14 protein-coding genes and 1 tRNA gene are annotated in these 14611 nt (G+C 37.5%); 7 read left to right on the top strand and 8 right to left on the bottom strand.

Annotation, left to right across the window (positions count from 1 at the left end; genetic code table 11):
- Positions 1-308: 308 nt before the first annotated feature.
- The 3 genes from htpG to selB all read right to left on the bottom strand — a co-directional run bounded on the left by htpG (position 309) and on the right by selB (position 5226).
- On the bottom strand, positions 309-2189 hold the full coding sequence (gene htpG, locus V7138_RS17410) for a molecular chaperone HtpG (RefSeq protein ID WP_335399651.1): 1881 nt from the start codon (positions 2187-2189) through the stop codon (positions 309-311).
- 112 nt (positions 2190-2301) lie between these two features.
- Positions 2302-3225: a CBASS cGAMP-activated phospholipase gene (locus V7138_RS17405; RefSeq protein ID WP_335399650.1), complete on the bottom strand. Its 924-nt coding sequence runs from the start codon at positions 3223-3225 to the stop codon at positions 2302-2304.
- A gap of 117 nt (positions 3226-3342) precedes the next feature.
- Entirely contained in the window at positions 3343-5226 is a 1884-nt protein-coding gene (gene selB, locus V7138_RS17400) for a selenocysteine-specific translation elongation factor (protein ID WP_335399649.1), read from the bottom strand.
- 133 nt (positions 5227-5359) lie between these two features.
- Here selB and V7138_RS17395 point away from each other — a divergent pair.
- Positions 5360-5456, top strand: a tRNA-Sec gene (locus V7138_RS17395).
- A 77-nt stretch (positions 5457-5533) separates the two neighbouring features.
- Here the strand turns inward: V7138_RS17395 and V7138_RS17390 are convergent.
- A complete protein-coding gene (locus V7138_RS17390) occupies positions 5534-6559 on the bottom strand; it encodes a PTS transporter subunit IIC (protein WP_335399647.1) in 1026 nt (341 codons plus the stop codon).
- Positions 6560-6935: 376 nt separating this feature from the next.
- Between V7138_RS17390 and selD the strand changes: the two genes are divergently transcribed.
- The 5 genes from selD (at position 6936) to V7138_RS17365 (ending at position 11654) form a co-directional block, all read left to right on the top strand.
- Positions 6936-7988, top strand: a complete 1053-nt coding sequence (selD, locus tag V7138_RS17385) for a selenide, water dikinase SelD (protein ID WP_335399646.1) — start codon at positions 6936-6938, stop codon at positions 7986-7988.
- Between the two features lie 72 nt (positions 7989-8060).
- Positions 8061-8951, top strand: a complete 891-nt coding sequence (gene phnD / locus V7138_RS17380) for a phosphate/phosphite/phosphonate ABC transporter substrate-binding protein (protein WP_335399644.1) — start codon at positions 8061-8063, stop codon at positions 8949-8951.
- A gap of 11 nt (positions 8952-8962) precedes the next feature.
- Positions 8963-9718, top strand: coding sequence for a phosphonate ABC transporter, permease protein PhnE (gene phnE / locus V7138_RS17375; protein WP_335399642.1), 756 nt, complete (start codon positions 8963-8965; stop codon positions 9716-9718).
- Between the two features lie 15 nt (positions 9719-9733).
- On the top strand, positions 9734-10471 hold the full coding sequence (gene phnC / locus V7138_RS17370; RefSeq protein ID WP_335399640.1) for a phosphonate ABC transporter ATP-binding protein: 738 nt from the start codon (positions 9734-9736) through the stop codon (positions 10469-10471).
- Positions 10472-10553: 82 nt separating this feature from the next.
- On the top strand, positions 10554-11654 hold the full coding sequence (locus V7138_RS17365; protein ID WP_335399637.1) for an AI-2E family transporter: 1101 nt from the start codon (positions 10554-10556) through the stop codon (positions 11652-11654).
- A gap of 108 nt (positions 11655-11762) precedes the next feature.
- Here V7138_RS17365 and V7138_RS17360 read toward each other — a convergent pair whose 3' ends face one another.
- Positions 11763-12002 (bottom strand): spore germination protein, encoded by a 240-nt coding sequence (locus V7138_RS17360; RefSeq protein WP_335399635.1) that lies wholly within the window; start codon positions 12000-12002, stop codon positions 11763-11765.
- A gap of 201 nt (positions 12003-12203) precedes the next feature.
- Entirely contained in the window at positions 12204-12398 is a 195-nt protein-coding gene (locus tag V7138_RS17355; protein ID WP_335399633.1) for a hypothetical protein, read from the bottom strand.
- A gap of 346 nt (positions 12399-12744) precedes the next feature.
- On the opposite strand from V7138_RS17355, the gene V7138_RS17350 reads away from it, so the two are divergent.
- Positions 12745-13209 (top strand): low molecular weight protein-tyrosine-phosphatase, encoded by a 465-nt coding sequence (locus V7138_RS17350; RefSeq protein ID WP_335399631.1) that lies wholly within the window; start codon positions 12745-12747, stop codon positions 13207-13209.
- Positions 13210-13303: 94 nt separating this feature from the next.
- On the opposite strand, the gene V7138_RS17345 is transcribed toward V7138_RS17350, so the two are convergent.
- Both V7138_RS17345 and V7138_RS17340 read right to left on the bottom strand, forming a co-directional pair.
- Complete coding sequence (locus V7138_RS17345; RefSeq protein ID WP_335399628.1) at positions 13304-14311, bottom strand: LLM class flavin-dependent oxidoreductase; 1008 nt, start codon at positions 14309-14311, stop codon at positions 13304-13306.
- Between the two features lie 12 nt (positions 14312-14323).
- Positions 14324-14608, bottom strand: coding sequence for a DUF3219 family protein (locus tag V7138_RS17340; RefSeq protein WP_335399626.1), 285 nt, complete (start codon positions 14606-14608; stop codon positions 14324-14326).
- Positions 14609-14611 lie beyond the last annotated feature (3 nt).

Here is a 14611-nt window from a genome sequence, read left to right as displayed (position 1 = left end):
TACAAAGGGTACACTTTAGTTTGGGACTGTTGCTTTTGTAGATTTTGCGTGTAGATAATGGCAGGATAAAGCTAACCGTACCTTCAGGCATCGAACGAAACCTGAGTTATGGTACGAAACCGGTGTAATCGTACCGCCATCCATTGAAAACAGCCCGAGTAATGGCACGAAACCGGTGTAAACCTACCCTCATTCATCGAATTGAACTCAAGTGATGGTACGAAAATAGCGTAATCGTACCCTCTCTCAGCGAGTAATTCCTTAGTGAGGGTGCGAAATCAATCTCCCCTGCTGCCTTCACTCAAAAATCAAACCATTATCTTACATATATCATTTGTAAATTCGACTGGGTCCTGAATTGGCAGACCTTCAATAAGGAGTGCTTGGTTGTACAATAAATGAGTATATAAATCAAGCTTAGCCTTATCTTCTTCAAATGCATTTTTTAACGATTGGAAAACTTCATGATGTACGTTAATCTCTAACACTTTATCCGCCTTAACATTTTGATTGTCAGGCATTGCATTTAAGATTTTCTCCATTTCGATCGATATCTCCCCATCCGTTGATAAACAAACTGGGTGTGATTTAAGACGTTTAGAGATTCTCACATCGGTTACCTTACCAGCTAATGCGTTTTTCATATATTCAAATAGCTCTTTGTTTTCGTTTTGTTCCTCTTCAGTAGCTTTGTCGCTTTCATTTGGTTCAAAACCTAAATCACTGCTGGATACGGATTTGAATTCTTTTTCCTTGTACTTCATTAGCATTTTAATAGCAAATTCATCAATATCATCTGTGAAATAAAGAATCTCATATCCCTTATCAGCAACTAATTCAGTTTGTGGTAGCTTTTCGATGCGTTCAACCGAATCACCTGTTGCATAATAAATGTATTTTTGATCTTCTGGCATTTTTGAAACATATTCATCTAATGTAATGAGCTTTTTCTCTTTTGATGAATAGAAAAGCAATAAATCTTGTAACGTTTCTTTATTGCTGCCAAAATCACTGTATACGCCAAATTTCAATTGGCGTCCAAAGCTATTATAGAACTCTTCATAGTTTTCGCGATTATTTTTTAACATGCTTTGTAATTCACTTTTGATTTTTTTGTTGATGTTTTTCGCGATTAGCTTTAATTGGCGGTCTTGTTGGAGCATTTCGCGTGAAATATTAAGCGATAAATCCTCAGAATCTACCAATCCTTTTACAAAGCTAAAATAGTCCGGAAGTAAGTCAGCGCATTTGTTCATAATTAAAACGCCATTTGAGTATAATTCAAGCCCTTTTTCATATTCTTTTGAGTAATAATCAAATGGAATATTTTCAGGAATATATAAAATGGCATTGTAGCGGATAGTGCCGTCTACACTGATATGAATATGTTTTAAAGGCTTATCAAATCCGTAGTGCTTTTCATTATAGAATTTTTCATAGTCTTCATCTGTTAGTTCACTTTTATTTTTTCTCCAAATCGGAACCATGCTGTTGATGGCTTGTTCTTCGGTAATCTGCTCGTATTCTGATTCGCTTCCTTCTTTAAGTTTACTAGTCGTAACATCCATTTTGATTGGATAACGGATGAAATCAGAATACTTTTTAACGATTGATTTTAAGCGATATTCCTCTAGAAATTCATCATAAGACTCTTCTTCTGTATTTTCCTTGATTTTTAGAATGATATCAGTTCCAACTGTATCCTTTTCCACTGTTTCAATAGTATACCCGTCTACACCCTTTGATTCCCATTTGTATGCTTCGTCACTGCCAAGAGCTTTACTAATCACAGTTACGACGTCAGCAACCATGAAAGCAGCATAAAATCCGACACCGAATTGTCCGATGATATCATGTCCATCTTTAATTTCGGTTTCCTTTTTAAAAGCGAGTGAACCACTTTTTGCAATTGTTCCAAGGTTTGTTTCAAGCTCTTCCTTTGTCATCCCAATACCAGTATCAGAAATGGTAAGTGTCCGGTTCTCTTTGTCGGCATTAATTTTTATGAAATAGCTATCCTTATCAAATTGATAGCGATCATCAGTTAACGCCTTATAATAGATTTTGTCAATGGCATCACTGGAGTTTGAAATTAACTCACGTAAAAATACTTCTCGCTGCGAATAAATCGAGTTGATCATCATTTCTAATAGCCTTTTAGACTCCGCTTTAAACTGTTTCTTCGTCATGCTAGATCCCCTTTCCAAAATAAACTCTAACTATTTTTAATAAAGTTAGCACTCGTGTTCCTGGAGTGCTAACACCCAATTTTTTAATATCATATATTTTTGTCTATGTCAATTAAGTCGGTGAGTTTTTGCTCAAAAATGCTGCAATCTCATTTCGATGCTTTTGATAGGATTTGTTGCCTAGGTCCGCTAGAAAATCAACAAATTCTGGAGCATCAAACGGAACCTCCCGTCCGAGGTCCTCATTAATTCGAAAATAGTGATCATCAAGCAAATGCTGACAATGATAGGTTACAGATTCTGAGGATAGATGCAGTGCAAGGTCGAGTAACTTTGGTGTCATTCTCATTGAAGGGAGATGAAATGGCAACCATTTCATTACGCCCCACTCTCTTTGTGATTCAATTGAAAAATCTATTTTTTGCAAACCTGTGCCAATTGACATAATATGAATGTCTTTTAAGTCCTTTTTAAAAAAATGCTGGGCTTCTGTAATACAAACGAGTGACGGATTATTGGCCCAAAGTCCCCCATCTATGGCTAGATAATGATTATTAATATTATTGGGCGGGAAAAAGACGGGTGCTGAACAAGATGATAGAACGACATCCCAAAGCTTGATGGAGTGATCGTCTTGTTCGGCATTCCCATAGTTTGAACGGTAGACAAAGGGATTTCCGTGAGTAATATCTACTGTCGGAATAAGGAGTGGTTTCTTAATATCAAATAAGGTTGTTTCACCAAATGAATCTTGGATAAATTGACGTAAAATACGATCACTGTAAAAACTTTTTAGAATCCCTATTTTCGATTGTTTTCTAAAAATCTGATCGCCAAATTTGATATAGCTTTCTTGAACTTCTCCCATATCTAGTTCGAGTGTTGCAGAAGCCGCAATAATTGCACCGGTACTTGTGCCAGCAATCATGTCAAACATATCTGAAATGGGTTTATTATATTCTTTTTCTATTGCGCGCAAAATGGCAACCGCGTATACACCGCGTATTCCGCCCCCATCAATACATAGGATTTTCATTTTTTTCACCTTTTAAAGAGTTTTCTTCTTATTATTCCCTTGGGGGTTATAGGTATAAGCCTTAAAAAAGATGCCTTATTTAAATGGCATCTTATGCTTGCTCCATAATTGAACTTCCTATTTACTTATCCATACTCGATTCCCTTCTTCTCTTCTGGTGTGTTGCAGATTATCCAGTAATTCTACGAAAGGAATGAGATATTTACGCGAAAGCGCTAGAATTTCTTTTGCCTCTGACAAACTAAACATTTTATCGGTATTCGATTTTAACGCATTGACAGCTTTATCAAAAACGGTTTTATGAATTAATGTTTCTTCGTTTAATACATAAGCTTGATTTGTTTTTATAAGATAGCTCCTTAGTTCATTTGCTTCTTGAGTTGAAAGATTCCCCTGTTTAACATAATCTTCCCATTTCTTAGGCTGAATATCGTCATTTAGTAGTGAGGAAACGGTTGTTTCCATACGGCCTTTTGGAAGGCTAGGATTAAAACTAGATACCGCTAAATATTGATCTGCTTTTTTTATTTCATTGAATTGTAATTGTACATTTATACAGTACTCGATTAAATTTTTGTTTTGTCCAAGTACTTGAAGGAGTTCGGCTTTACTCATACCTATTCGTAGTGGAAATTCTTCGTGATACTCTTTTAATTTAGTTATGATTACTTCTTTATGGCTTGAAATCGTTCTTTTTAAACTATAGACATGTTCAGCTATCTCGATATATTCTCCCGATTTAATACCAGTGGATATAATCTCGTCTACTGCATCTTCTTTTATAGAGGAAAGTTGGATGAGTTGGAGCTTAGATAATTGTTGGTTTTTATAAAGTATTTCATCCAAGATTTCTCTAGGTGAACTTTCCATTTGTTTTTTCAGTTTATTTATAGTTTCTTCACCAAATCGGTATTTGCCTCCTTGAGGCTGAATAATCCAACCTCCACCAAGGGTTTCAACTGGGGTCGGTCTGCGTAGGATAAAACGATCACCGCGGCGAACAACGATATCTTCCTCTAACCGTACTTGGCAAAGTATTTCTTCATCTGATTCTGTAACCTCATTTCGGTCAAAAAAGATAATTTTTCCGTAAGCCTCAGTCGTACCAACATGCAGTTTGATGGGAGAGCGTTGTTTAAGTGGGTTTGCTAGTGCTGAAACGAGTTGTAGTGCAATATCAATCGTGCTTGTCACCAGGTAGTTTTCCGATTCGACCAGCACATCGCCACGTTTAATTTCATCCTTAGTCGCACCGGTAACGTTGAGAGCTACTCGTTGCCCAGCTTGTGCTTTTTCTGTCTCATTGTTATGTACTTGGATTTGCCGAACTTTCAATTTTTTGTTAGATGGCAATAATTTCAGAGGACTGTCTTTTGTCACAAAACCTTCAAACACTGTCCCTCTTACAACAGTTCCATGTCCCTGAACTGTAAAAGCTTGATCAATCGGTAAGCGGAATGAACCATTGCTATCTCTTTGTTCAAGGTCATTGATTTCATTTTGAATAGTTTGTTTTAGCTCGGAAAGTCCTTTTCCTGATAAACTATCAACATAAAGAATCGGAGCATTTTGATAATCTGACTCCTCGAGTAATTCTTTTATTTCTTCGCCAGCAAGCTCAAGCAATTCTTCTTCCGCTCTGTCAATTTTCGAAATCACGACCATACATTTTTTAATCCCTAAAAATTTCAATATTTGGAGGTGTTCCTTTGTTTGTGGCATAACACCTTCATCTGCAGCAATTACGAGTACTACTAGGTCAATCCCGGCAACACCCGCGATCATTTGTCTAATAAACCGTTCGTGTCCTGGAACATCAACGATCGATACATGTATCCCGTTGTCTAACTCTAGGGGTGCATAGCCAGGTTCAATTGAGATTTGGCGTTCTTTTTCTTCTTTTAAACGATCCGTATCAACGCCTGTTAATGCTTTCGTAAGTGTTGTTTTCCCGTGGTCAATATGACCAGCCATTCCAATCGTATAAAATGCATCGGCCATTTTCTGCCTCCTCCCCTAATTTCACGTTTTACTTTCCTTCTACTTTACTAGTAAGCACAAGATAAATTCAAGCTTGATGATTATTATTTGCCTTAAAAAGAGATTACCGTATATAATGAAAGGAGTTTTATTTGGGGTTGGCTGGGTGACTGGTGTCCCCCTGGGTCTTCAAAACTCTGAGGGAGGCGCGTGTCGTCTCCGGTGGGTTCGATTCCCACACAGTCCCGCCAATTTTAAAAATCTATCTATTTCATTAAGATAAAAAAACTGGGTGGATAAGGAGTATTCCTTTCCACCCAGTTTTATTTTATTGCAATTCCATTTTTAAGTCAGCTGCTTTTGTCCATCCGATTACTTTTAAACCATGATAGATTGCTAAAGTGATGATAATTGGAAGGATGACTCCTATAGCGATGTAGATTGAGAAAACAATAGCACCCTGTTCAGCTAGGATATTGATAGGTGCGATTAATGAATTAAGACCAAGACCGGCTAATTGATAAGGAACTTGAAAATCAAAAATCAATGTTGCTATTGGCGCACAAATAACTGCAGCGATAAACGGCGGAATCGCGAGCCGTGGATTTTTGACTAAGTTTGGAAATTGTACCTTTGGTGTAATCAAGGATTGTGCAATGTTAGCCCCTGCATCATTTTGTTTAAATGACATTGCGGTAAATCCGGCAAATTGAACGGTACAACCAATTAACGCTGCTGCGCTCGAAACCGGATCAAGCTGTAAGGCAATCGCAATTGCCGCTGAAGATGCAGGAGACATGAGAAAAATACTCCAAACAAGTGATATGACCATTGGACCAATAATAGGAGAACCAGCAACAGATGCAGCAATTTGAGCACTTAACCATTCTAATAACGGTGTGGTAATCATTGATAAAAATACACCAGCGATGCCTCCTACAAAAATAGCAGTAAAGGGTATTGCCATCATATCAAGTTTTGTTTTTCCTGCAACACGTTTACCTACCCAAGTAGCAATAACGGCAGCCATAACTGCACTTAATGGTTGTCCAGTCACTAATGTCACACCATTCTCAGTTAACTGAACTGCGCTTGCTCCAATTGTTGCACAGGCCATTGCACTAAAAATGACTAGTGTATTCCCACCGAGTTGATATGCGATGCCTGCACCTAGCGCTGGAGCTAACATCAACTGTGCCGAAACTCCAATGATAGTAAAGCCTTCCCAACCAGTAAATGTTCCAAGTGACTCCATGAGGAGACCAATTCCAAGTGTAACTAAAACTGCATTTGCAAGTCCTTGTGAAGCTTTATACATACGATCAATCAAATATTTTTTCGTTGCTTGTTTCATGGTGTAGCCCCCTGATGTAATAATTACTGAATTTTTAAACTACAGAAAGTAAAAAAAATCTTTTTTCATTTGAGTTTAATCTTCATGATTTGAATAATTGTTATAATGATATAGTTCTATTCAGATAGTGTCAACAATTATATTTATTCTGAATCTTTAATAACGCTTTCATTACAGGTTTTTGTATATTCTTCAACTAAGCATTGTTAATCATTACTACCTTTTGTGTTATTCGGATATAATTTTTAATATAGTTAATTAAAACTGATATAATAAATTCGTATTCATTTCTAATCCTATATTGCTTATGCTAAAATAAGATTTGGAAATTAGATGCAAAGATAGTGTCAAAAGCAAAATGGAAGGAGTGACGCTGATGTCAAATAAGGAAGAAATCATTAAATTAACCTCCCTTTCAACCAAAGCTGGCTGAGGATGCAAAATCGGTCCTGAGGACCTGACGCAGGTTCTGCGTCATTTACCGAAAGCAACACCAAATCCAAATCTATTAGTGGGACTTGATACCCCTGATGATGCAGGAGTCTATAAGATCAATGATGAACTTGCACTTGTGCAAACACTAGATTTTTTCACGCCGATTGTGGACGATCCTCATATGTTTGGACAGATTGCCGCTGCTAATGCCTTAAGCGACGTCTATGCAATGGGAGGAAAACCGATTACGGTCATGAATATCGTCGCCTTCCCTATTAATACCTTGGATAAAAGTATATTAGCAGACATTTTAGCTGGGGCTGCCGAAAAAGTTAGAGAATCGGGAGCATCTTTAGTTGGTGGTCACTCAATTGATGATAAAGAACCGAAGTTTGGTTTATCGGTAACAGGTACCGTTCATCCAAATCGGATTCGCGCAAATGCCGGTGCGAAGCCTGGTGACCGACTTATTTTAACGAAGCCTATCGGTGTTGGGATTTTAACCACAGCAATCAAAAGAGATCTGTTAGGACAAGAAGACATTGATAAAGTAACAGAGGTTATGGCAACCTTGAATAAAAATGCAGCTGAGGTAATGGAACACTATAATGTCCATGCCTGCACAGATGTAACCGGGTTTGGTCTGCTGGGGCATGCTATGGAAATGGCTGAAGGCAGCGATGTAGGAATGGTCATTCAGTTTGAAAATGTTCCTATTTTACCAAGAACGAAAGAACTTGCTCAACAAAAGGTAGTTCCGGGTGGAACAAAGAAAAATCATGCTTGGCTATCGGAACGTGTAGACTATAGTTCCAGCCTCGATGAACTTGATCAGCTCATTCTTTGTGACGCGATTACGTCTGGTGGACTTCTTGTATCTGTTCCGGAGTCAGAAGCCGAAAAAATGCTGCAGGAACTTCATGAAAATCAAGTAGACGCTAGTATAATCGGTGAAGTTACAAGCGAAAATTCTGGTTTTATCAAGGTAGTATAAAGGACTCTAAATTGAGTCCTTTTTAGGTTGTAAGGAAACAATATAAACAAAATACTTAATGAGGTGCGCAAATTGAGAAATAGAATAATTTACACTTTTTTCCTAGTTTTTATCCTTCTTCTAACTGGATGTGGTTCAAATGCTAGTGAAAACAACAATGAGAAAGAAAAAGCTTTTACAATTGGAGTTATTCCGGTACAGACAGTTGGTGAAATGGAAACGGCTATGGATAAGCTCCAAGCGATTTTAACGAAAGAATTAAACCGTGAAGTATCGGTTGAAGTGTATCCTGATTATAACGGTGTAGTTGAAGCCATGAATTATAATAAAATTGATATGGCTTATTTCGGCCCCTTAACCTACGTAGTGGCTCATGAAAAAAGTGGTGCGAAGGCGATTATTACTCAATTGATTGATGGTGAACCATTCTATCATTCCTATATTATCACTCATAAAGAAAGTCCATTGAATTCAATTGAAGATTTAGTTTCAAACTCTAAGGAAATTGATTTTGCCTTTGGTGATATTAATTCAACATCTGGCTCCCTTATTCCCTCCATAGAACTTAAGGATCGTGGAGTATTCGAATCTGAGGATGTCCATCAATTTAAATCTGTCCGTTATACGGGTTCCCATGATGCAACTGCTCTGGCTGTTCAAAACCAACAAGTTGGTGCTGGTGCCATTGATAGTGCTATCTATAATCAACTTGTAGAATCAGGTAAAATTGATGGCTCTTTATTTAAAACGATCTGGCAATCAGAAAAATTATTTCAATATCCATGGGCCGTGCATAAGGATACAGACGACAAAACGATTCAAAAACTTAAAAGTGCCTTCTTAGCTATCGATGATGAAGAAATCCTAGGCGCATTTGGAGCGAGTGGATTTACAGAAGCAACGGATAGTGATTATGAAAGTATCCGCCAAGCTGCAATTAAACAAGGAATTATTAAAGAATAGAGCTGATCTACATGTGGTTTAAACGAACTACTTTTCTGTCTGTAATTCTAATCGTGATTGCGATTATTGGTAGTATGAGGTTAACCGAATTTGACCTTTCAAAATTTCGAGATTTTCGAAATATGATTCATTTTCTCTCACAATGGTTTCCGATGGATTTTTCAGCGTTGCCCCGGATGCTTAGTGATAGTGCAGAGACCCTTGCTATGGCATTTTTAGGCAGTTTCTTTGGTCTAATTATTGCTTTACCAATTAGTTTTCTCGCCGCTAAAAACACGTCTCCATCAGGCATTGTTTTCAATCTTACGAGAACTTCAATGAGCTTTGTTCGCTCGATACCAGAAATTGTGTTCGGTTTAATATTATTAACGGCGTTAGGGCTTGGTCCCTTCCCTGCCGTTCTAGCCATCATGTTTCATAATATTGGGGTGCTTGGTAAATTAATATCTGAACTAATTGAATCAGCAGAATCTGGTCCGCATGAAGCGATGAGAGCAGTTGGTGCAAAAAACTGGTTAGCGTCTCTTTTTAGCATTCTTCCACAAATTTGGCCAAACGTGTTATCTCAATATTTTTACCGCTTCGAGGTTGCCATACGGACATCCCTTATTCTTGGGTTTATTGGCGGAGGAGGAATTGGACAACGGCTCTTTAATGATTTTAAAAGCTTCCAGTATTCTTCTGTTTCGCTGGACGTGTTCTTAATTATGCTTATTGTCATCATTGTGGATTCATTTGGTAGCTATGTTCGGAATAAAGTTATTTGAGTAAGGAGCGGTGAAATGATTAAATTAACAGATGTTACATTCTACTATCCAAATGCTGATAAGCCCGCTCTTTCCTCTGTCAATCTTAGATTTGAAGAGGGCGAATTTGTCTGTGTGCTTGGAAAAAGTGGCGCGGGGAAATCAACATTAATCAGATGTATGAATGGCCTCCAACAGCCAACAAGCGGTGTCGTATTTTGGAATAACGAACCATTTTCAATTAAGAATGAGGAAGAACAGCGTTTAATCCGCAGGGAAATCGGAATGATTTTTCAACATTTTAACCTGATACCCCGCATGACGGTTTTACAAAATACGTTAACAGGAACGTTTGGTTATCGGAGTTCGTTGAAAAACTTGCTTGGGATTTTTTCTGCGAAGGAGATTACTCATGCAAAACGGGTTCTTAGTATAGTTGGTCTTACAGAATTTGAAAATCGCCGGATTGAACATTTAAGCGGCGGTCAAAAGCAACGGGTTGGAATTGCCCGTGCCTTGCTACAGAAGCCCCGTGTTTTTCTTGGAGATGAGCCGGTTGCAAGCTTAGATCCGGGAACAGCGAATCGAATTTTTTCATTACTGAAGGAATTACATAATCGTCATAATCTTTTATCTGTAATGAATCTTCACGACGTAGAACTAGCAAAACAGTTTGCAACGAGACTGATTGCATTAAAAAATGGCAATATTATTTTTGATGGAAAGCCGGATGGTTTTACCCAGGAAGTGTTTGAGCAAACATATCATACATGAAAACAATCCCTAAATAGGAATTGTTTTCTTTTTTGTGAATTGTTATACTTCTTGTATATTATTAGAAAAGAAGGTACATGCTTTGTCGAAAACGAAATTACAATATTGGCTTATTCAAATCCTGTTAATTTTAACGATTATCTTTGTTTCAACGAAAATCACATTCTTATTCAAACCAATTGGTGTGTTTTTCTCAACTGTCTTTTTCCCGATACTGATAACTGGATTTCTTTATTTTCTCTTAAATCCCGTCGTCAAATATCTTCATCGCCATAAGGTTCCGAAGAGTCTAGGGATATTAATTATTTATATTGTATTCTTTGGATTAGTTGTAGTAGCTGGCGTAAATTTAGTTCCTGTTATATCTAATCAATTTACAGCTCTTGGAAATGCCTTGCCAGGGTATGCAAACCAAGCAATGGACTTTTTCGAGGAATTCTCAAAATCATCGGAATTCAAATGGATTCAAGATGAACAACAGGAGCTATTAAACACAATCGAAGAAAAATTAATAGCTTTTGCGAATACTCTTCCAAATCGAATTACGGGTGGAATTACACAAATTATTGGAGTTGTTACCAATATTGCAATCATCCTAGTGACCGTGCCTTTCCTCTTGTTTTATATGTTTAAGGATGGAGACCGGTTGCCACACGCAATTGCAAAGTTTTTCCCGTCAGCATACAGAGACGAAGCTCTTACGATTTTAAGAGAAACGGGAGATACACTCTCGGCCTATATTCAAGGTCAAGTCACAGTGGCACTCGCTGTTGGAACCCTCTCTTTTATCGGGTACTTGATTATTGATTTACCGTTTGCGCTTGTGATGGCATTAATTGTAGCAGTAACGAATATTATTCCATATGTTGGACCACTTTTAGGTGGCGCTCCGGCTGTAATTGTTGCACTATTTGATTCTCCAATGAAGGCGCTACTAGTAGTGTTAGTGATTGTCATTGCACAGCAAATTGAAGGGAATGTCCTTTCCCCTCTTATTCTTGGGAAGACACTTGATACGCATCCGGCGACAATTATTATCCTTTTGTTGGCAGCAGGAAATCTAGCAGGTGTGTTGGGCATGATTCTAGCAATTCCAACCTATGCTGTTATTAAAACAATTGTAATTAACATTGCAAAATTCTTAAAAGCAAAGAAAAAGGCCGAACTAACGGCTGATTTATAATGGTATTAAACCTTAATAAAAAAGACTTAAAGGAAAATCTTTAAGTCTTTTTTATATTTTATTGAATTTGGCAAACATTAGCCAGATCCTATAATTAATTTTGAACCGTCATTGATTAGTTTCTGGTGCAGATGGATTCTCGATTTGATCTTGGTCACTAATATCGGAATCATTTACCTTCGAACTATTCAGAGAACTGTTAGGTGAAAAATCTCCCATTGAAAAACCAGCACCATATAATTTTATGTTCGCAGTATGGCTGTTTTGTAATGTTCCTCCAAAATTTATGTTTGAATTTTGTGTCATAGAGTTTACCTTAAAGTTAACAATTTTAATTAGATTAAACATAAGCTCCTCCAAATAAAAAACGAATTTGATACAAGGTATGTAAAACAGGCATTATTTGAAATAGACAAACATGGAATTTAGGATATATAGTCTCTATCATATCCTTACTTGAGTAAACAAACAGAAAAAATTAAAGGACTCCTGATAAGGAAGTCCTTTGGATGTGCTATAGCCCTTTGATGATTAAATGATGACTTTACATCATTCTATGCTCTTGTTTTTGGAGTCTTGTTTGTCGTCCTCAGCAATATCTTTTTCCGACTTATTTTCCACCGTACCAGCAATAGGACCTGCACTAGAGCCAAATGGATCAAGTGCTGAAGCTATGGTATCACCAGTTTCGACTGCATAACCAGTATCATTTTCGTTACGTTTGTGTTCGTTTATATCAGCCATTTATTTCATTCCCTCGTTTTTATAGTGAAGTGCAAATGTTTTAGTAAGTATATTATGCCCAATTGTGACAAATTTACGAGGATAGACTGATGAGTAGTATCTGAATTTCTTTAAAAAAAGCAAGTTTCTTATGATGTATCGCCACTTTAAAATTTGAACTAGTGCCGTTCCATATATCTGTTATGTACATATGTTGTGACTATGAAAAGAACCAAAAGGAGGATCTGTACATGGCAAATGGTACATAGGGGGCTGGTTTTACTCTAATCATGGTATCTGTCTACTCATAACATCATAGGAGCAGTTTGTTTTTAAAAGACTCCAATACTGGTTGGAGGTGTATTACATGATCAACGTTTTATTTGTGTGCCGGGGAAATATTTGCCGTTCACCGATGGCTGAAGCTTTGTTTCGTCATTTAGTCAAAAAGGAAAATTTGATAAACAAAATCGCAGTAGATTCCGCTGCAACCAGTCCACTGCAAATCGGATTTCCTCCGCATGAAGGAACTCTTGATATTCTAAAGAAAAACAATATCTCTTCCAGAGGGCTTATTGGGCGACAACTAAAAAAAGAAGACTTTTGGAAATTCGATTATATTATTGGTATGGACGAAAACAACATAGAAAATATCTTCAAGATAACTGGTAAGCCCAATCATCCAAAAATAATTAGGTTACTCGACCTGACCAAATACAAGTTGGATGTCCCTGATCCATTTTACACAGGTGATTTTGATAAAACCTATCGTCTTGTTTCAGTTGGCTGCAGAGCTTTACTCATTAAAATACGCAAGGAACAAGGCATCTAAAACCATTAGAGTTCAAAAAGCACACGTTATTGTAAAAATCAACGTGTGCATAGAGATGTTATTTATTTTATCCTTAGTAATCAATCCATAGAACTTATCTTGTTGCAAGCCCTACTTCATTCGCAATAAGTTCATAGGATGTAAGTCGGTCCTCCGGTGAGTGTGTGATTGTGACGATCATGATTTCATCGGCATGGTATGTTTTTTTAAGTTCTAGCAGTTTTTCCTTCACTTCCTTTGGATTTCCGATGATGACTTTTTGTTTCATTTTTTCAAATCCCTCATGAAGTTTTTCCTTCTCAAGATATTCCCTTGCTTCTGAAATAGACGGAACTCCTTCCTTCCCTTCCTGCTTTTCTCTTTGCTTACCCCACACATATGAACTTAACGCAATGTCTTCGGCTTTTTCATTGGTTGCAGCACAAATGGCAGAAACAGTTACAATTACCTGTGGCTTGTCCCCTTCATTTCGTGGTGTAAAGTTATGAATATATTCCTTAACAATTTCTTCGCCTTCATTGTCGCTCATGAACAGTCCGAATGTATAAGCCAACCCTTTTTCTGCAGCTAGTATGGCACTCTTTTTACTCGTTCCCAATAGCCATGGAACTGGCTGTATGGGTGGAATTGGAGCTGCCTTCAGGTTAGCAAATTCATGGTCATCTGGAAAATCATTATGTAAAAAATGAAGAAGCGTATCGATTAATTCAGGTATTTTCCAAACCTGTTGCAGAAAATTATCCGATAGCGCATTGGTTGCTTCTGCGGAACCACCCGGTGCCCTCCCGATTCCGATGTCTATTCGATCCGGAAATAAGGTAGCAAGCATATGGTAGACCTCAGCTACTTTATATGGTTTATAGTGAGGCAGTAAAACGGCACCAGAGCCAATTCTTATAGAGGTTGTTTGTGCTCCAATATATCCAAGCATGACTTCAGGTGCGGGGCAAGCTAGTCCTGCTAAGTCATGATGTTCAGCTATCCAGTATCTAGTGTAACCAAATCGTTCTCCTGCCTGTGCTAGCTTCATTGATTCAACCAATGCTTCTTGCGGTGTTTGATTAACTGAAATGGGCGCTTGATCCAAAATACTTAATCTCATCCATACTCCCACCTATTCTCTAATTTCACGAAGTGTGAGTGTGAAGTCCCCTACCTGCTCTTTTTCATAAAGATTCGTAATAGAGGTTGAGTATTCCTGAATCGTAACTTTACAGTCTCTATTTTTCTCGGGTACTTTTAACTTAAAGTTACCTTGATATAAAAGCGTTGTAACATCATGATAATCTTCACTCGTTACTTTAAAATCAACTTTCACTAACAATAGATTATTCTTAAGTTCTTCATGGTAACCCGTTACATTTAATTTGTAATCGTTTAAATAGATTTCAATACCCAAAAA

This window comes from Bacillus sp. JJ1533, assembly GCF_036965045.1.
Lineage (GTDB): Bacteria > Bacillota > Bacilli > Bacillales > Bacillaceae_L > Ferdinandcohnia.
This window is presented reverse-complemented; position numbering and strand designations above follow the sequence as displayed.

What these genes read in the sequence shown, in the direction of transcription:
- htpG (WP_335399651.1), bottom strand. Translation starts at nt 2,189, where the DNA reads ATGACGAAGAAACAGTTTAAAGCGGAGTCTAAAAGGCTATTAGAAATG.
- V7138_RS17405 (WP_335399650.1), bottom strand. Translation starts at nt 3,225, where the DNA reads ATGAAAATCCTATGTATTGATGGGGGCGGAATACGCGGTGTATACGCG.
- selB (WP_335399649.1), bottom strand. Translation starts at nt 5,226, where the DNA reads ATGGCCGATGCATTTTATACGATTGGAATGGCTGGTCATATTGACCAC.
- V7138_RS17390 (WP_335399647.1), bottom strand. Translation starts at nt 6,559, where the DNA reads ATGAAACAAGCAACGAAAAAATATTTGATTGATCGTATGTATAAAGCT.
- phnE (WP_335399642.1), top strand. Translation starts at nt 8,963, where the DNA reads ATGTGGTTTAAACGAACTACTTTTCTGTCTGTAATTCTAATCGTGATT.
- phnC (WP_335399640.1), top strand. Translation starts at nt 9,734, where the DNA reads ATGATTAAATTAACAGATGTTACATTCTACTATCCAAATGCTGATAAG.
- V7138_RS17360 (WP_335399635.1), bottom strand. Translation starts at nt 12,002, where the DNA reads ATGTTTAATCTAATTAAAATTGTTAACTTTAAGGTAAACTCTATGACA.
- V7138_RS17355 (WP_335399633.1), bottom strand. Translation starts at nt 12,398, where the DNA reads ATGGCTGATATAAACGAACACAAACGTAACGAAAATGATACTGGTTAT.
- V7138_RS17350 (WP_335399631.1), top strand. Translation starts at nt 12,745, where the DNA reads ATGATCAACGTTTTATTTGTGTGCCGGGGAAATATTTGCCGTTCACCG.
- V7138_RS17345 (WP_335399628.1), bottom strand. Translation starts at nt 14,311, where the DNA reads ATGAGATTAAGTATTTTGGATCAAGCGCCCATTTCAGTTAATCAAACA.